Below are 18,420 nucleotides of genomic sequence, written 5' to 3'. Positions count from 1 at the left end.
TCTCCTTATACTGTGCGTGCACGTAACGCGAGCTGGACATTTCCCACCAGCAGCAACACCACCACCAGCGAAGAAAGCGTGACCCCCATTGGTACAACCGCATAAGCATCACGGCTGTGAATAAAGGCATTGAAAATAGCCAGCACCACGGCCACCAGATTCAGCCAGAAATGAGTTTTTAACGGCGAACCGGCAGGCGTTTGGCGCCCTGCCCATACCTGCACCACGTTGATCAGCCGGGGAATAATGGCAATGATCAGCCCGAGCACAATCAGCCAGCTGGCAGCGTCAGTCCACATCGTGATGAAAGTCTTCATATAGAGGATGTCGAAGATCCAGGCCGCGACAAAGAAACCAAGAGGAATGGGATTTAACAATTCGTACAGCGCCGTTGCGACACCCCGGCGCGCTGAAATCGGCTGCGTTTGCATGTTCTTCTCCTTAACTTATCCATAGCTGACCGCGTTAAAAGAGCGGCCCCCCTCAGGCGTACCTGTAAAAGATTAGTAAAGATGAAGAGTTATGACGAATTCATTAGCAGCGTAATGATGTATGACGGGGCAATACCTGCAGCACTGGCAGATGTTTGCCTGAATGAAAAAAGCCCGTCATATGACGGGCTTTGGCGTTTCTGACCGGTAATCAGACCGTGCCGGTACCGCCATCAGAACACCAGACCTGCCCTGAGGCATAACTGTTTTCATTTGAGGCCAGCGTCACGTACAACGGGGCGATTTCCGCAGGCTGCCCCGGACGTTTCAGCGGTGCCTGTTGACCAAAGGATTCGATTTTTTCCTGAGGCTGTCCGCCGGAAATTTGTAACGGCGTCCAGTACGGCCCCGGCGCAACACCGTTCACCCGAATTCCGTCATTCGCCAGCTGTTTGGCCAGCGCTTTGGTGAAAGCCATGATCGAGGCTTTGGTGGAGGAGTAATCGAGCAAATTATCACTCGGTGAAAACGCCTGAACCGAAGTCGTGTTAATGATCGCACCGCCGCGCGGTATGAATTCCAGCGCCGCTTTAGTTATCCAGAACATGGCGTACACATTAGTTTTGAACGTGGCGTCAAATGCCTCGGTGGTCAGATCCTTAATCGAATCACAGAACTGCTGACGACCGGCATTATTGACGAGCAGATCCAGCCCGCCGAGCTTTTCTTGCGCTTCCTTCACCAGTTGCTGACAGAATTTTTCATCGCGGATATCCCCCGGAATGGCGACCACTTTCCGCCCTTCTGCCCACAGCAGATCGACCACCTCTTTGGCATCGGCCTCTTCGTCGGGCAGGTAATTGATGGCGACCTGCGCACCTTCGCGGGCGAACGCGATCGCCACCGCACGGCCAATTCCGGAATCACCGCCGGTGATTAGCGCCTTACGCCCCTCCAGCCGGGCACTGCCTTTGTAAGTTTTTTCGCCGTGATCGGGGACAGGATTCATTTTGCTGGCCAGCCCGGGGAAGGGTTGTTTCTGATGCTCAAACGGGGGGGTCGGATACGCATCAACATGAGGTTCATTGAGGGATGTCGGGATTGTTTTATTGTTCATAAACACTCCTTATTTTAGAAATGAAGGAACCTTAAAAATAGACCATCCTGGGCAGCCTGTGGGCATCATCAGACTGTTCTGAATATCCCGCATTCCGGAGTCAAAACTATCTTGCAGGTAATGCATACGCCACCAGCGCATCACCGGACGTCGTCCCCAGCCCGCCGTGTCCGCCGGCGGCAATCACCACAAACTGTCGTCCATCATCGCCGGTATATGTCATCGGCGTCGCCTGCCCCCCCGCCGGAAGTCGCGCACGCCAGAGTTCGTTACCCGTCGTTTCGTCGAATGCGCGGAAATAGTTGTCTGCCGTGGCTCCGGTGAAAATCAGCCCGCTTTGAGTAATAACATTACCGCCCATCATGAAAATGCCTGTTGGCAATGGCACATTAGTATGTGTGCCGAAAATGTTCATGTCTCTGGTGGTTCCCGCCGGCCTTTCCCAGGCAATTTTTCGGGTGGTCAGATCAACCGCAACCAGTTTTCCCCACGGTGGCGCATTACACGGTGCCTGCAGAAAGCCCAGCCACGGTTTGACGATGGCCGCCCACGGCGTGCCATATTGCGGGCCAACGGAGAACTCTTTGGGTTTGGGATAAGGCTGATTACTGTTCCATCCGGCCCATTTGTGCATCAGCCCTTCCTTGATCGCATCGGCTGATTTTTTCACTTCCATTGTGAACGGGATGTAACTGGTGTTGGCAATCAGCACATGGCGGATCGGATCTACCGAAGCACCGTACCAGTCCATCACACCGTCGAAGGCCGGATAAGCAATGGATTTACCCTCCGCTGGCGGGGTGAACTGTCCCTGATAGCGCGCACTTTTGAACTGGATCCGGCAATACAACTGATCAATGGGTGTTGCGCCCCACGCGTCAGTTTCTTTCAAATCTGGCGGAGAAAGATTGGGCATGCCGGCAGAATCCGGCTGCGTTGGCGAAAGATGTTCGCCCGGCAAAGAGGGAGAGGTGTGCACCGGTTTTTCGTTTACCTGCGCCAGCGGTTTTCCGGTACGCCGGTCGAGCAGGAACAGCTGTCCCATTTTGGTGGTCTGCACCAGCGCCGGCACCGTCGTCCCGTCCGGCGAGGGCAAGTCCACCAGCGTCGGTCCGATCGGTACATCAAAGTCCCAGACATCGTGATGCACCGTCTGGAAATGCCAGCGTTCCTCACCGGTCTGAATATCCAGCGCGACAACAGAACTCGAATATTTTTCGTCAAACGGACGGCGTCCGGCACCGTAATAATCCGGCGTCGCATTGCCGAGCGGAATATAAACCAGACCCAGTTTCGGATCGCCGGTATAGGTTCCCCAGCCGTTGGGCGTACCACGGGTATAAACTTCACCCGGTTTGAGCGGTGCATTCTGCGGATCCCGGCCCATATCCCATGCCCATGCAAGCTGGCCGGTATTTGCATCGTAAGCCCGGACGACGCCGGAAGGTTCACCGGTAGACTGGTTGTCATAAATCCAGCCGCCCAGCACAATGTGTCCGTCCATCACCATCGGCTGCGAAGTAATGAAATGGAAGCCCGGTGGCACATCGCCCATATGGTCAGTCAGGCTGACAAAACCGTTATCGCCAAAGGAGGAACACGGCTGACCGGTTTGCGCATTCAGTGCTACCATCCGTGCCGCACTGGTGGTCGCGATGATTTTTTCCGGACATATTTTATCATCGGCTGACTGGCTGTATGCCACGCCACGACACGCCAGGTACTCATTGGTTGAGGTGTCAGTTTTAGGATCGAATTTCCATCGCTGAGTGCCCGTCGTGGCGTTGAGTGCAATCACTTCGCGGTGCGGCGTACAGATAAACAGCGTATTCCCGACTTTAATGGGGGTCACTTCGAAATTAAATTCGCGTCCGGCTTTATCCTCACCCTTCCTCATCACATCACCGGTGTGAAACTCCCAGGCAGGTTTAAGCTGGCTGACATTAGCGGGGGTAATCTGCGTCAGCGGTGAATAACGCTGCCCGGCTTCTGTCCGGCCATAAAAGCGCCAGTCGTTACTTTCCGGTGAGGTGGTCTGTGCTGCGCCTGTCTGTGCGGGAACGGGCTGATAATGCACAAAACGTGACCCGGTCACCTGCCAGCCAGTATAAAAAATGCCCGCAATCGCCACCACGTAGACCAGCCCGGCCAGTGTACCGGCGTGGTGATTGCCCCGTGTTGCCATCACCTGACGGGTGATCAAGGGCAGGCTGCACCAGATGCCTAACAATGCCATCACAAACAAACGCGGCATCAGTTGCCAGCCATCCAGGCCGACTTCCCATACCGACCAGATGCAACAAACCAGAAATGTCAGCAAATACAGCCAGATCCCGCTGCCATGACGGCGCGCGATAAAAATGCCGCTGATCAGATAGCCGGTGCCAAAAACCACATACCAGGGTGAGCCGCCGATAGCCGCCAGCCAGACGCCCAGCAGCAGATACGCCAGCCCGATGACACCCACCACAAGCCCGGTCATGAACGACCAGGTAATAATCCGTTCATTGCGCATAGTGATTTCTTTTGCAGGAAAAGGTTATTAAAGGATATCTGGCATTAAACTGAAGTGGCGGAACCGGGGAAGGATAAATCAGCAAGAGGCCGCTAATACTTTTATTTTCAAGAGGAAAGCGACAGAGATAATGTGTCTCAAAAGTTTACAGAGATGAAAATAATTCAGTACAAAATCAGCGGGTTTAGTAAATACTCAACCTGATTTGCATTTCGACACAAAAAAACTCCCCAGCCTGCGCTCACTTTCTCGTTATTATCCTGTCCTACAGAAAAAGCACAGGCTTCGGCTTTACCGCTCATAAAACGGACTGGCGGCAGATCATCGAGGCTGGCATTAAGTTGATGGTTTTAACGGGATAATCTATGCGTCATTCTAAAATTGTTATGTTATCAGCCCTGGTTGTTTCATCGTTGTTACCCCTGGCTAATCCGGCATTTGCAGCGTCAAACTCCCATGAGATCAAATCGTTCTACGATGATTCCAAATTGTATTCTATCGGCGATCAGGTCCCTGCACTCTACCGCACCAAACCGTATGAAATCGTCGGCTGGCAGGAACGTCACCTGCCTGCTCCGGATGCGGGCAGCCACTGGACTTACATCGGCGGAAGTTATGCGTTGATCACCGACACCGACGGGAAGATCCTCAAAGCCGAAAACGGCGATATTTATTTCCAGTAATAAGAAAGCCGGATAATGAACATGAGGCCTGAAGAGATTCAGGCCTTTTTTATTCAGGTGCCCGCTGCGCTAATCTCACTTTCGAAAGTAATAAATAGCGGAAATATCAGTCAAATAAACATATCATTATGCGTGAACAGGGTGGGTTCATGCAGTGTTCAATGCCATATTGCCGGATGAACAACGCGAACTATCAAAATCAACAATGAGCATTTGGCTCTACTCTCTCCGGGGCTCCCATGAGCGACTCGCAGCAACGCCATTCCGTGCGCAAGCACCCCATGAAACTCAGCACGTCAGTCAGCCTGATGATAAGCGCCGTGATTGCGTCCGTGTTGCTGGTTGTCCATATGCTTTATTTTGTGCAGGTAAGCGACACCACCCGTGATGGCGTGAAAGATAAAGCTCTGGCCGTCGCCAGAACCATGGCTGATTTACCCGAAACAAAACGCGCACTCTTGCTGCCCCCTGACAGTAATATTATTCAGCCTATCGCCAGTGCGGTGCAAAAACGCAATGACCTGCTGTTTATCGTGGTCACTGACATGGACGGCATCCGTTACTCGCATCCGAATGCGGATGTGATCAGTCATCATTTTATCGGCGATGACATCAATCCGGCGCTGCTCGGCAACGAAAATGTCTCAATTAACAAAGGTACGCTGGACAAAGCATTGCGCGTATTCACGCCGGTTTATGATGATCACCATAAGCAAATCGGCGTAGTCGCCATTGGAATTTCACTGGTCAAAGTCACGGAGCAAATCAATAAAAGCCGCTGGAGTATTCTGTGGACAGTACTTTTTGGCCTGATAGTGGGTGCACTGGGCACTTACTGTCTGGTGAAATTGCTTAAACGCATTTTGTTCGGGCTTGAACCTTATGAAATTTCGACATTGTTTGAACAGCGTCAGGCGATGTTGCAGTCGATCAAAGAAGGCGTGATCGCCGTCGACGATCAGGCGCATGTCACGCTGATTAACCAGACGGCCCGGCAAACTTTCCGCGAAACCGCCATCGACGTGGAACCGGATGCGGATTCCCTGCCCCTTATCGCCAACCTGCGCGGTGTTCTCAATACCGGCATGCCGCGCCGTGACGAAGAAATCAATTTCAAGGGACGTCTGCTGCTGAGCAATACCGTACCGGTACGCAACAACGGCGTGATTATTGGCGCGATCTGTACGTTCAGGGATAAAACAGAAGTCAGCCAGTTGATGCAGCGTCTGAGCGGCATGGTAAACTATGCAGATTCGTTGCGTGAGCGTTCGCATGAATTCATGAACAAGTTGCATGTGATCCTCGGATTACTGCATATGAAAAGCTATGCTCAGCTTGAAGATTACATTCTCAAAACCGCCAATAACTATCAGGCGGAAATCGGTTCGCTGCTGCTGAAAATCAAGTCTCCGGTGATTGCCGGTTTCCTGCTCAGCAAGATTAACCGCGCATCGGACACACGGCATTTGTTAACGCTCAGCGATGACAGTTTACTGCCGGACAATAATAACGAAGATCAGGTGGCGGCACTGATTACCGTGCTGGGCAATCTGATTGAAAATGCGCTGGATGCGCTTGGCGATCAGTCTGATGGTGAAGTCAGCGTCTTGCTGCACTATCAGAATGGCTCGCTGGCCTGCATCGTCAGCGATGACGGGCCGGGCATTCAGCCGGAAAATATTGACGCAATATTCGAAAAGGGTGTGTCGTCGAAAGGCGAACAGCGGGGCATGGGGCTTTTTCTCGCTAAACAGCAAGTGGAAAGCCTTGGCGGAACGGTGACTGTAGAATCGGAACCCGATGTTTATACCCAATTTTTTGTACAACTTCCCTGGGATGGCAAGAGGACAAGTACTTGATCAATGTACTGATAGTTGATGATGATGCCATGGTGGCAGAGCTGAACCGGTGTTATGTCGGCCAGATTGACGGTTTCACATGCTGCGGCACTGCGTCGACCCTGCAACAGGCGAAAGATCTGGTGCTTAATTCAGCACTGCCTATCGACCTGATTTTGCTCGACGTCTATATGCAGCAGGATAACGGGCTGGATTTACTGCCTGAACTGCGTAACGCCCGCCGGCCTGTCGATGTGATTGTCATTTCTTCCGCTGCGGATGCAGAAACCATCAAAAAATCGCTTAATTATGGCGTGGTCGATTATCTGATTAAGCCGTTCCAGTTTTCCCGTTTTGAGGAAGCACTGACCGGCTGGCAGCAAAAGAAAACGCTGATGGATAATCAGCAGTATTACGAACAGTCAGACGTTGACCGGCTCATCCATGGCAGCAATCCTGCAGCGGCGGACACCAAAAAGCTGCCGAAAGGCTTAACGCTGCAAACATTACGGACGTTATGCCAGTGGATTGACGCCCATCCGACGATGGAATTCTCTACGGATGAACTGGCAACGTCAGTGAATATTTCGCGCGTGTCTTGCCGTAAATACCTGATCTGGCTTGCCCAGATGAACATTTTGTTCACCAGCATTCATTACGGCGTCACCGGCAGGCCGGTATATCGCTACCGTCTGCAGGCCGATCATTATTCGTTGCTGAAACAGTACTGTCAGTAATAACCAGCGGTCAGTAAGCGATGATACGGTAACTGTCATCCAGCGGCGTGAAGGTAAACTGCCGCTGCGATGGCAAAATAATCTGACCGTCACGGGTCACAAAAATCGCCTCGATGTGTGGGATTTTTGTCAGAGAAGCCAGGCTTTTCTCCACCCCCATTCCGTACAGCAATGTCGTCCAGATATCCCCGTCGATTGAGTCCTCAGAAATAATGGTGACGCTGAGCAGCTCGTTATCCAGCGGATAACCGGTTTTGGGATCAAGAATATGGTGATAACAGTGGCCGTCCAGTTCGAAATAACGCTCATAAACACCGGATGTCACCACCGATTTACCGATGACATTGATCACGCCAATCAGGGCATCCGGATCGGAAAAAGGTTTTTTGAGCCCAATCGCCCAGGCGCCTTCCGTACCGTCACCCAAGGTTTGCACATTCCCCCCCAGATTGATTAAGGCATTATCAACCTGTTGTTCCCGCAGGTAATCCCGCACGACATCCGCGATATAACCTTTAGCAATTGCGCCGAGGTCGATCTCCATGCCGGTTTTTTGCAGGAAGACCGAACGGGTCTGTTCATCAAGGATCACGTCTTCAGGATCGGTCAGCGACAGCAGGGTCTGTAAATCATGCGCGGCCGGGATACTGTGACCGCTGAAACCGATTTTCCAGCGTTTAACCAGCGGGCCGATGGTGAAATTGAAACTGCTGTCCGGCAGGCAACTGATGGTTTTAGCGCGACGGATTAATTCAAAAACAGGCGCGCTGACCGTGACAGGGTCACGTCCTGCGGCATGGTTAATCGCCATAATATCGGAGTGCGGACGGTTCACCGTGAAGATGTTTTCCTGCTGTTTAATCAGCCGGAAAACGCCAGACGCCAGAGTTTCGGCATGTTCAAACAGCTTGAGAAGAATGGGCGAACCCATCAAAACAGCGGAATAAGCATAGATACGATCGTCTGGCGTCATTGAAAATCCCTGGGTGATAATCGGTTACCGCATTGCGAATTTCGCGGCATTTTGCCCTGCAAGAATACCGAAGATAATGATATCTGCAACGGCATTCCCGCCGATACGGTTGCCACCGTGTATACCGCCGACCACTTCGCCCGCCGCAAATGCACCACCGATCGGCTGTTGTTGCGCATCAAGCACGCAAGTGTCAGTGTTGATAGTGACGCCGCCCATGGTGTGATGTACCCCCGGTGCGATACGGATAGCGTAGAACGGCCCCTGATTGATCGGGTGGCGCAGCGCGGTTTTACGGCCAAACTCTGCGTCGTCCTGTTTATCTACGGCGACGTTGTAGCTTTCCAGCGTTGCCAGGAAGGCATCTGAATTCATTTCCAGTTTCGCCGCCAGCTGGCGTGGTGACCCGGCGCTGATAACAAAACCCTTCGCGATGTATTCATCTGCCGCTTTGTTATTCATACGAATTTGCTCATCAAACACCACGTACGCGTATTTTTCCGGCAAGGCGATAATATTGGCTGAGACTTTGTCGCGGGTTTCCATCTCATTAAAGAAGCGTTTGCCCGCCTGGCTGACCAGAATCGCACCGCCACCACGAATGGCTTCTGAAATCAGATAAGAAGTGGTTTGTTCCACTGTCGGGTGGATCTGAATTTCGCCCATATCAACCGTTCCTGCGCCAATATTTTGCAGGATGGCAATACCGCTGCCGGTCGCCCCTTTATGATTGGTGGTCACGAAACCGTCCAGCTCAGGACGATATTTCACCACCATTTCGCGGTTAGCACTAAAACCACCGGTCGCGACGATCACGCTTTTGGCATGAATCGTCAGCGCTTCGTTGTCATCATTGAGCAATTCAACACCTTGCACCGTGCCGTTGCTGTACTGTATTTCGGTAACAGAGGTATCAAGCATCACGTCGATATTGCGTTTATTCAGATTTTTCACCAGCCCGCTGATCAGGAAGCCACCCACGGCACTGCGGTCCGCCGGACGGTGCGTACGGTCGATGCTCATCCCGCCGGTGATGGTGATATCGCTCAGCTCAATGTGGTGATCGGCCAGCCATTCCACCGCCAGCGGTGCATGTTCGATGAACTCTTTCAGCAGCACGGTATTGTTTTTGAACTGGCCGCCTTTCAGGGTTTCCTGATAGAACAGCTCTTTGCTGTCTTCGATGCCTTTCAGACGCTGATAGCGGGTTTCGGCGGCGTTCATGCCCACCGAGGCTTTGATGGTGTTGCCGCCAATGGTCGACATTTTCTCAACGATCAGCACTTTCGCGCCTTCGTCACACGCCTGGATCGCTGCGGCCAGACCGGCACCGCCGCTGCCGACTACCACGACATCATAAGTTTGCGGCCCCGACACATCGCCGCCCTCTTCCAGCAGCTGTGCTTTGCAGGATTTAGCGATCGCTTTGGAAACCGCTTTTTTCACCGCTTCGCTCTGCTCGGTCGCCCCCGTGACGGCATCCACATGCGGGCTGTTGGCATCGAGAATACGGGTACGGATGATTTCAAAGCTGGTGGTAAATTCCACATCCGGGTCGGTGCCTGCTTCCAGCAAGATATCAGCAATACGATCAGTTTCCAGACTGACACTGACCGCCAGTTCATGAGCCGGATCCTGTACCTTTTCACGGAACACACCGGCTTTGAATTTCTTAGAGGACATGCTCATGTCGCGGATCATCGCGTCTACCAGAGAGAAACGCCATAACGGTTCCGGAATGGTGAGTGCTTCGCGTTGTGTGCTGTCGATGAACAAGTCCATTTTCTGATCGGCGGTAATACGGTCGGTCCAGTCCGGATACGCAATGCACGCTTTACCGATAGCGATCATGTCATAGCCATGTGCCAGCGCCAGATCAGCGTCGGATTTGTTGACGATCCCGCCGACACCCATCACCGGAATTTGTGCAAGCCGGTCTGAGCGCATCGCGATATATTTGTCGATCAATGGCGTCGCATCAGTGGTATCCACAATAGAAGGACGTAGCGAGTAACCGAGTGAGAAATGCAGGTAATCCAGCCCACGCGCGGCCAGCTGTTCCAGCAGATACAGGGTATCAGCAAAACGGATCCCTGGTTCTTCCAGCTCTTCTGGTGAGAAACGGTAGCCGATGATAAATGAAGAACTGGCGTATTTCTTCGCCATCGCATGAGTGATATCCAGCACCGCCAGCGGGAAGCGGGCGCGGTTTTCGCGGCTGCCACCCCATTTGTCGTCACGCTGGTTGGAGTTCGGCGAGAAGAATTGCTGGATCAGGTAAGTGTTCGCCCCGTGAATTTCCACACCATCAAAACCGGCTTCTATCGCACGACGCACACCTTCACCGAATTTGGTGATCATGTCGTCTACTTCATCTGCCGTCAGTGCCACCGGCGTGGCAGCGCCGTCACGCGGTGCCGCCAGCGCACTTGGCGCGACCGGTTGCTGACCACCAATCAGTTTGGGCTCGCTCATGCGTCCACCATGATAGATCTGCAAAAGCGCTTTCGAGCCCTGAGATTTCACCGCTGCGGCAATTTTTGCCAGGCCGTCAATCTTGCTGTCATTGTCTATACCAATAGCACCGGGGAATGCCAGGCCCTTATCATCGATAAAACAGCATTCGACAATCACAGTGCCAATACTGCCGGCGCGGGCCCGGTAGTATTCAACCAGTTCGCTGGTAACGGTGCCGTCATAAAAACCTGTGCAGGTGGTCATGGGAGCCATCAGAATACGGTTTTTCAACTCAGTACCATTGGGCAGGGTGAACGGGCTCAATAACAGATCGTTGGTGCTCATAATAATTACTCCAAACTTTAAGGTTTTAAATTCTGAATGGGTTGTCGGCGCGCTATTTGGGTTAAGCACAATGAAGTATCGATTTATTATTGATTGTTTTTCTTCAATGCCGGAGTCATCGCTTTAATATAAGTTTATTTTTACTTTCAAAACTTATTACATTAGTTAATTAACTATTTATGCATTAAGTTAATACCCGTTATATTAAAAATATGTTAACTGCTAAATTAAATAATTACATTAATGCAAACTATGATCTTATTTGTATTTAACTGCAGGGATTAATATTACATCTGCCGGGCTTTTTCTCTGCCACAGTAAAGCATTCGCCCGCAGCCAGGCGGCTGATGGTCGCACATTGAGGAGTATCCCGCTGTGAATGACTCTCATTTTGCTCTACCCCTTTTTTGCTTATCGCCCCCGCAAAAGATACTCCCGTCACACATTGTCCTGTAATTCATCAGGCAACGTCTGCACATTTGTTTTATGTCATTTAAAAAAGAATTCAGCACCGTATTTTGTTGATCAAGATCAACAGTTAAAAATAGGGAAAACGCATTATATAAACACTCCCTCCCTCTTAGGGGGAATATGAAACACCCGACAACAATAACAATAACAGGGCAATTAACACGCCAACTTTTAATAACTAGAAAAAATATTAAGTAAGTAAAAAAACCAGACAGAATCTTACCTATGCATCATCACAATATTCCTAACTACCTAAGATAAATATTATGAGCGAAATATCAAAAACTGCGGTGAAAGAGCCAGCGAAAAAAGCCGGGTCAGGCAAAAAAAATCGCTGGATCTTCTTGGCACTTCCCGTGCTGGTGTCCGTGCTCTTGCTGCTGGTTCCGGTGCCTGCCGGGCTTGAACCGTATGCGTGGCATTTCTTCGCCATCTTCGTGGGTGTCATTGTTGGTCTGATTTTCGAGCCATTACCGGGCGCCGTCATCGGTCTGACCGGTGTGGTGGTCATTGCCCTCTTCAGCCAGTGGTTACTTTTCAGCCCGGCTGAGCTGGCGGATCCTAAATTCAAAACCGCAGCACAGTCCTTCAAATGGGCAGTCAGTGGTTTTGGTAACTCCACCGTATGGTTAATCTTTGGCGCGTTCATGTTTGCCGCCGGTTACGATAAGACCCAGTTCGGCCGCCGTCTGGCGCTGATTCTGGTAAAATATCTTGGCCGCCGGAGCCTGACGCTGGGTTATGCCATCACGTTTGCTGACCTGTTACTGGCACCGTTTACACCCTCCAATACCGCGCGCAGCGGCGGCACGATCTACCCGATCATTGCTAACCTGCCGCCGTTGTATGGCTCGAAACCGAATGACCCGAGTGCGCGAAAAATCGGTTCTTATCTGATGTGGGTGGCGATCACCGCCGCGTGTATCACCAGTTCGATGTTCCTCTCCGCACTGGCACCTAACTTGCTGGCGCTGGGTATTGTGAATAGCGTGACCGGTATCAACATTTCCTGGGGCACCTGGTTCATTGCTTTCCTGCCGGTCGGTTTGCTGCTGCTGCTGACCATGCCGCTGCTGGCATACTGGTTCTACCCACCGGAAGTGAAAATCAATGATGAAGTGCCGCGCTGGGCAACCGCTGAGCTGGCAAAACTGGGCAGAATGTCCCGCCATGAAATTCTGTTGCTGGTGTTCGTCTGCTGCGCGCTGGCGATGTGGATTTTCGCGGCGAGCTTTATCGAACCCGCCATGGCTGCGCTGCTGGTCGTGGTACTGATGCTGTGGACCGGCGTGCTGAACTGGAACGACATTACCAGCAACAAACCCGCCTGGAATACCTTCGCCTGGTTCGCCACGTTGGTTGCACTGGCTGACGGTTTATCCCGCACCGGTTTTATCGCCTGGCTGGGCAAAGAAGGCGCGGCGCTGATGGGGGGGATTTCCCCGGGCGCAGCAACCATCGCCTTGTTGCTGGCGTTCTATCTGCTGCATTACCTTTTCGCCAGCACCACCGCGCACACCACCGCACTGTTACCCGCCATGCTGACCATCGGCGCGGCAATCCCTGGCATTAACATGCAGGTGTTCTGTTTGCTGATGGTGACATCTTTGGGCGTTATGGGGATCATCACGCCGTACGGTACGGGTCCAAGCCCTATTTATTACGGCAGCGGTTATCTGCCAACCAAAGATTACTGGCGCCTCGGGACTATCTTTGGTGCCATCTTCCTGATCGCTTTACTGGTAATCGGCTATCCGTGGATGGTGATGATGTTCTGATTGTGGCGATAAAATCACCCACAAAGCATTAACAGAGCATTTACTGAAAGAAAACATATAAACCTCGTTGCCAGCCTGTGTATTTGGCTGGCAACATACAGAACGAATATAAACGTCGCCCGGAACACCTCTGCTATACCGCGTCAACAGTCCCACCCCTGGCGGCAAAAACGGAAAAAGTGAGAAAACAATGTCGAACAAACCGTTCTATTATCAAAATCCCTTCCCCGTTTCCAAAGATGACACCGAATACTATCTGCTGACCAAAGACCATGTCTCTGTCAGCAACTTCGATGGTGAAGAAGTGCTTAAAGTCGAACCACAGGCGCTCACGCTGCTGGCTCAGGAGGCGTTCCATGACGCCTCATTTATGCTCAGACCTGCGCATCAGCAACAAGTGGCTTCCATTCTTCATGACCCGGAATCCAGCGAAAACGACAAATACGTGGCGCTGCAATTCCTGAGAAACTCTGAAATCGCTGCCAAAGGCATTTTGCCGACCTGCCAGGACACCGGCACGGCGATCATCATGGGTAAAAAGGGTCAGCGCGTCTGGACCGGCGGCGGTGATGAAGCCAGCCTGTCTCAGGGGGTGTATAACACTTTTATCGAAGATAACCTGCGCTATTCACAAAATGCGGCGCTGGATATGTACAAAGAAGTGAACACCGGTACTAACCTGCCCGCGCAAATCGACCTTTACAGTGTTGACGGTGACGAATACAAATTCCTCTGCATCGCCAAAGGCGGCGGTTCTGCGAATAAAACTTATCTGTACCAGGAAACCAAAGCGCTGATCACCCCGGCTAAGCTGAAAAATTATCTGGTGGATAAAATGCGCACCCTCGGTACCGCAGCCTGCCCGCCGTACCACATCGCGTTTGTCATTGGTGGTACTTCTGCAGAAGCGACGCTGAAAACCGTCAAGCTGGCCTCAACGCATTATTACGATGGTCTGCCGACGGAAGGTAATGAACACGGTCAGGCATTCCGCGACGTGAACCTCGAACAGGAACTGCTGGCCGAAGCCAACAACCTGGGCCTCGGAGCACAGTTCGGTGGCAAATACTTTGCCCACGACATCCGCGTTGTGCGTCTGCCACGTCATGGCGCATCCTGCCCGGTCGGAATGGGCGTGTCTTGTTCCGCAGACCGTAATATCAAAGCCAAAATCAACCGCGACGGTATCTGGATCGAAAAACTGGAAGACAATCCGGGTCAGTACATTCCTGAAGCATTGCGTGAGCAAGGCGAAGCCGGTGTGGTGAAAGTCGATCTGAATCGTCCGATGCCTGAAATCCTGGCGCAGCTTTCTGAATATCCGGTGTCTACCCGTTTGTCCCTGAGCGGTACGATTATCGTCGGTCGTGATATTGCACATGCCAAACTGAAAGAACGTCTGGATAATGGCGAAGGTTTGCCGCAATACATCAAAGATCATCCGATCTACTACGCCGGCCCGGCGAAAACCCCGGAAGGTTATGCCTCCGGTTCCCTCGGCCCGACCACCGCTGGCCGCATGGATTCTTACGTGGATCTTCTGCAATCCCATGGCGGCAGCATGATCATGCTGGCAAAAGGCAACCGCAGCCAGCAGGTGACCGATGCGTGCCATAAACATGGCGGCTTCTATCTGGGCAGCATCGGCGGCCCGGCAGCGGTTCTGGCGCAGCAAAGCATCAAAAGCCTGGAGTGCGTTGAATATCCTGAACTGGGTATGGAAGCTATCTGGAAAATCGAAGTCGAAAACTTCCCGGCGTTCATTCTGGTGGATGACAAAGGCAACGATTTCTTCCAGCAAATCCATGCAAGTACGTGTGCGAAATGTGTGAAGTAACTGCCTCCTGAAAGACACAAGGCCCGCCAGCAATGGCGGGCCTTTTTTATGGATAACGCTTCGGGCCATCAGCGTATTACGACATCATGTAAATTATTATCCCTTCCGTCACAATCCCCAGCGCGGTGCCGGCAAGTATTGAGGAGGACGCAGATTCCACATACGTATCACTGCGCACAGCAAACATACCGGCGGCAATAGCAGACGGCGTTGCCCCGATGATCACCACCTGCTGCATCAGCGTATGGCTCAACCCAAATGCCAGGCCGGCAACCGCCATAATTGCCGGCTGGATCAGGTTTTTCAGGCCGACATTGGTGAACGTATGAATATTCAGCTTCGGACGCTCGCCGAAGAAGAGTAATCCCAGCGCAAACAGCGAAATTCCGCCAGCGGTTTTCCCCATCATTTCAACGGAGGAAGACAGTAACTCCGGGAGTTTAATGCCCGCCAGACTCATCACGACACCCAACACGGGGATCCAGACAATCGGATTGCGCAATGCCTTGAATAAATTATTGAGAATCATTTTGCCGAGGCTGCCCTGTTCGGCCAGATCACTGTTTTTGTCCCCCATGCGGATCAGCACAATCGTCAGCGGGATCATCAGTACGCTGGTGATCAGATTCCCGACCAGTACCCCCAGAAAACCTTCCGGCCCGATAAGTACAGCCAGCACAGGCGCGCCAAAGTAAGCCATATCCGGGAATGCGCATACCAGCGACTGAATGGCGCTGGTTTTGATGTCATGACGGAAAAACCAGTGCGAGATGCACAGCGTCAGAAGATAGGATCCCATCAGGCCGATGACTAATACTGCCATAAACGACAAATTCTGTATTTTGGCAGGATCCGTATGTAATGCACCGATAAAAAGATGTAATGGCAGTGCAAAACGGATCACGACCGTGGCTAATACTGTAGCATCGTCACGTTTCATATAACCCAGCTTGCCGCTGAGCCAGCCTAATACCATAACAAACACTAAAGGAAATAATGAGGATAAGAGTAACGTCGGCATAATATGACCTTTTTTCTTTATTATTGTTGATGTGATAACTTCATGATGAAAATAGCGCTTAGTTATATTATTTACAGCCAGTCACTATTGTGACCCGCATCACACCCGTCTCGCGATCGGCAATAACAATAATTAATTAACCATAAAAGCATTAAAATACAAATGGTTAACTAAAAATAAATAATTTAACTTAAATAATAAAAAGATATTCAGGCATTTAGAACCATCCGGAAATATTTAAAAACATTATGCAGGAATTAATAAATAAGAAAGTATTAAAACACTTTTGTAAATTAAGTAACCGGAATCAAAATCCTTGTCATGTTATAAAAAATAAAACAATAATTATTTATCCGCATCAGGCAGCTATGGCCATTACCTTTTTAATATTTATGCTGGTTTTGCTGGTTATAAGATTTTACTGTGAGGGGATCCGGCAACAGAAAATAACATGCCGGGAATTAACTGAGTTCAAATGTTCTAAGGCTTAAAAATGTTAAAAAAACGCCCGCTCTACACCCACTACACAGGTTCATTGTTACTCGAAAATCCGCTGCTCAACAAAGGTTCCGCCTTCAGCCGTGATGAACGTCTGGCACTTAATCTCAACGGGCTGTTGCCCAATCAGGTCGAAACCATCAGCGAACAGACCGACCGGGCATATTCCCAGTTTTGTGATTTTAAACGCGATATTTCCAGGCACGTTTATCTGCGTAATATCCAGGATACTAATGAAACATTGTTCTATAACCTGGTGAATTCACATCTGGAAGAAATGCTGCCGATTATCTACACCCCGACGGTCGGCGAAGCCTGTGAGCACTTTTCAGATATCTACCGCCGCGCGCGGGGTCTGTTCATCTCTTACCCTGACCGCGCTCATATCGACGAAATGCTGCAAAATTTCTCCAAAAACGACATCCGGGTGATCGTCGTCACTGACGGTGAGCGTATCCTTGGACTGGGCGATCAGGGGATTGGCGGTATGGGGATCCCTATCGGCAAGCTTTCGCTTTACACTTCCTGTGGGGGCATCAACCCGGCAAATACACTGCCAATCATGCTTGATGTCGGGACCAATAACGCCCGGCGACTCGATGACCCGCTGTACATGGGCTGGCGCCATCCGCGTATTACCGACGGCGAATATAATGAATTTATAGATATGTTCATTCAGGCGATAAAGACCCGTTGGCCGGATGTGCTCCTCCAGTTCGAAGACTTCGCACAGACCAATGCCATGCCACTTCTGGAGCGCTACCGTGAGGAGTTGTGCTGTTTCAATGATGATATTCAAGGCACCGCCGCGGTCACGCTGGGCTGTCTGATTGCTGCCAGTCATGCCGCAGGCACCCAACTGCGTGATCACCGTGTGACCTTCCTTGGCGCAGGCTCTGCCGGTTGCGGTATCGCTGAGAAAATCATCGCACAGATGGTGGCAGAGGGGGCGACAGAAGACGAAGCGCGTAGCCAGGTTTTCATGGTGGATCGCTTTGGCCTGCTGACAGATGACATGCCGAATTTGCTCGATTTTCAGCGCAAGCTGGTGACAGATAAAGATAAAATCACTCACTGGAATGTGGATAGCCAGAATATCTCGTTGCAGGACGTGGTGCACCATTCCAAACCGACCATTCTGATTGGCGTGTCCGGGCAACCGGGATTATTTACCGAAGAGATTATCCGTGAGATGCACCACAACTGTCCTCACCCTATCATCATGCCGCTCTCGAACCCGACTTCCCGCGCAGAAGCACGGCCACAGGATGTCATCGCCTGGACTGAAGGTGCCGCGCTGATGGCGACAGGCAGCCCGTTCGCACCGGTACATTATCAGGCTCACACTTACCCGATCCCGCAATGCAACAACGCTTACATTTTCCCGGGGCTGGGATTAGGCATTCTGGCTTGTGGAGCACGCCGTGTGACCGATGGCATGTTGCTGGCCGCCAGTCAGGCTCTGGCCAGCCTTTCTCCGCTGGCGACGACAGGCAAAGGCTCATTATTACCGGCTATTGCCGATATTCAGCATGTGTCTAAAGTCATTGCCGCAGAAGTTGCCCGCGTCGCACAACAGGAAGGCGTGGCGGCGAACGTTACAGAGGAGGAATTACAAAGCCGTCTTAATGCCGAGTTCTGGAAACCGGAATACCGGTCTTATAAGCATTCGTCATTCTGATGTATGTGTGGCCGGTATCTCCATGCCGGCCTGTTTCG

The 18,420-nt window shown here is 51.5% G+C and carries 12 protein-coding genes; 6 read left to right on the top strand and 6 right to left on the bottom strand.

All coding sequences use genetic code 11. The features are described from left to right. Positions 1-5 precede the first annotated feature (5 nt). The 3 genes from EVX52_RS07465 to EVX52_RS07455 form a co-directional block, all read right to left on the bottom strand. Positions 6-431 (bottom strand): DUF2231 domain-containing protein, encoded by a 426-nt coding sequence (locus EVX52_RS07465; RefSeq protein WP_129990993.1) that lies wholly within the window; start codon positions 429-431, stop codon positions 6-8. Between the two features lie 211 nt (positions 432-642). Then, positions 643-1,548, bottom strand: coding sequence for an SDR family oxidoreductase (locus EVX52_RS07460; protein WP_129953595.1), 906 nt, complete (start codon positions 1,546-1,548; stop codon positions 643-645). Positions 1,549-1,654: 106 nt separating this feature from the next. Beyond that, complete coding sequence (locus EVX52_RS07455) at positions 1,655-4,063, bottom strand: membrane-bound PQQ-dependent dehydrogenase, glucose/quinate/shikimate family (RefSeq protein ID WP_129990992.1); 2,409 nt, start codon at positions 4,061-4,063, stop codon at positions 1,655-1,657. 365 nt (positions 4,064-4,428) lie between these two features. Here EVX52_RS07455 and EVX52_RS07450 point away from each other — a divergent pair, with 365 nt between their 5' ends. From EVX52_RS07450 to dcuR, 3 genes are all read left to right on the top strand, one after another. Continuing rightward, complete coding sequence (locus EVX52_RS07450; protein WP_129953597.1) at positions 4,429-4,746, top strand: RcnB family protein; 318 nt, start codon at positions 4,429-4,431, stop codon at positions 4,744-4,746. A 239-nt stretch (positions 4,747-4,985) separates the two neighbouring features. Continuing rightward, entirely contained in the window at positions 4,986-6,605 is a 1,620-nt protein-coding gene (locus EVX52_RS07445) for a sensor histidine kinase (protein ID WP_129990991.1), read from the top strand. Then, positions 6,602-7,321 (top strand): two-component system response regulator DcuR, encoded by a 720-nt coding sequence (gene dcuR, locus EVX52_RS07440; RefSeq protein WP_129953599.1) that lies wholly within the window; start codon positions 6,602-6,604, stop codon positions 7,319-7,321. Before EVX52_RS07445 ends, dcuR begins: the two co-directional genes overlap by 4 nt. Positions 7,322-7,331: 10 nt before the next feature. Here the strand turns inward: dcuR and EVX52_RS07435 are convergent, their stop codons facing one another. Further along, the gene (locus EVX52_RS07435; RefSeq protein WP_129990990.1) at positions 7,332-8,294 is read right to left on the bottom strand and encodes an FAD:protein FMN transferase; all 963 of its coding nucleotides are present in this window, start codon (positions 8,292-8,294) and stop codon (positions 7,332-7,334) included. A 24-nt stretch (positions 8,295-8,318) separates the two neighbouring features. Further along, positions 8,319-11,096, bottom strand: coding sequence for a flavocytochrome c (locus EVX52_RS07430; RefSeq protein WP_129990989.1), 2,778 nt, complete (start codon positions 11,094-11,096; stop codon positions 8,319-8,321). Between the two features lie 737 nt (positions 11,097-11,833). Between EVX52_RS07430 and EVX52_RS07425 the strand changes: the two genes are divergently transcribed. Beyond that, a complete protein-coding gene (locus EVX52_RS07425) occupies positions 11,834-13,345 on the top strand; it encodes an anion permease (protein WP_129953602.1) in 1,512 nt (503 codons plus the stop codon). Positions 13,346-13,535: 190 nt separating this feature from the next. Further along, on the top strand, positions 13,536-15,182 hold the full coding sequence (fumA, locus tag EVX52_RS07420) for a class I fumarate hydratase FumA (protein WP_129990988.1): 1,647 nt from the start codon (positions 13,536-13,538) through the stop codon (positions 15,180-15,182). Positions 15,183-15,258: 76 nt separating this feature from the next. Here fumA and EVX52_RS07415 read toward each other — a convergent pair whose 3' ends face one another. Further along, positions 15,259-16,203: an AEC family transporter gene (locus EVX52_RS07415; protein ID WP_129953604.1), complete on the bottom strand. Its 945-nt coding sequence runs from the start codon at positions 16,201-16,203 to the stop codon at positions 15,259-15,261. Between the two features lie 493 nt (positions 16,204-16,696). Between EVX52_RS07415 and EVX52_RS07410 the strand changes: the two genes are divergently transcribed. After that, positions 16,697-18,382, top strand: coding sequence for an NAD-dependent malic enzyme (locus tag EVX52_RS07410; protein WP_129990987.1), 1,686 nt, complete (start codon positions 16,697-16,699; stop codon positions 18,380-18,382). The last annotated feature ends 38 nt before the right edge of the window (positions 18,383-18,420 follow it).

This window comes from Rahnella sp. CFA14(1/10) (genome assembly GCF_004195095.1).
GTDB lineage: Bacteria > Pseudomonadota > Gammaproteobacteria > Enterobacterales > Enterobacteriaceae > Rahnella > Rahnella perminowiae.
The sequence above is the reverse complement of the archived record's forward strand: the minus strand, read 5'-3'. Positions and strand labels throughout refer to the sequence as shown.

Coding starts and splice junctions, on each gene's coding strand:
- EVX52_RS07465 (WP_129990993.1), bottom strand. CDS start 431: ATGCAAACGCAGCCGATTTCAGCGCGCCGGGGTGTCGCAACGGCGCTG.
- EVX52_RS07460 (WP_129953595.1), bottom strand. CDS start 1,548: ATGAACAATAAAACAATCCCGACATCCCTCAATGAACCTCATGTTGAT.
- EVX52_RS07455 (WP_129990992.1), bottom strand. CDS start 4,063: ATGCGCAATGAACGGATTATTACCTGGTCGTTCATGACCGGGCTTGTG.
- EVX52_RS07450 (WP_129953597.1), top strand. CDS start 4,429: ATGCGTCATTCTAAAATTGTTATGTTATCAGCCCTGGTTGTTTCATCG.
- EVX52_RS07445 (WP_129990991.1), top strand. CDS start 4,986: ATGAGCGACTCGCAGCAACGCCATTCCGTGCGCAAGCACCCCATGAAA.
- EVX52_RS07435 (WP_129990990.1), bottom strand. CDS start 8,294: ATGACGCCAGACGATCGTATCTATGCTTATTCCGCTGTTTTGATGGGT.
- EVX52_RS07430 (WP_129990989.1), bottom strand. CDS start 11,096: ATGAGCACCAACGATCTGTTATTGAGCCCGTTCACCCTGCCCAATGGT.
- EVX52_RS07425 (WP_129953602.1), top strand. CDS start 11,834: ATGAGCGAAATATCAAAAACTGCGGTGAAAGAGCCAGCGAAAAAAGCC.
- fumA (WP_129990988.1), top strand. CDS start 13,536: ATGTCGAACAAACCGTTCTATTATCAAAATCCCTTCCCCGTTTCCAAA.
- EVX52_RS07415 (WP_129953604.1), bottom strand. CDS start 16,203: ATGCCGACGTTACTCTTATCCTCATTATTTCCTTTAGTGTTTGTTATG.
- EVX52_RS07410 (WP_129990987.1), top strand. CDS start 16,697: ATGTTAAAAAAACGCCCGCTCTACACCCACTACACAGGTTCATTGTTA.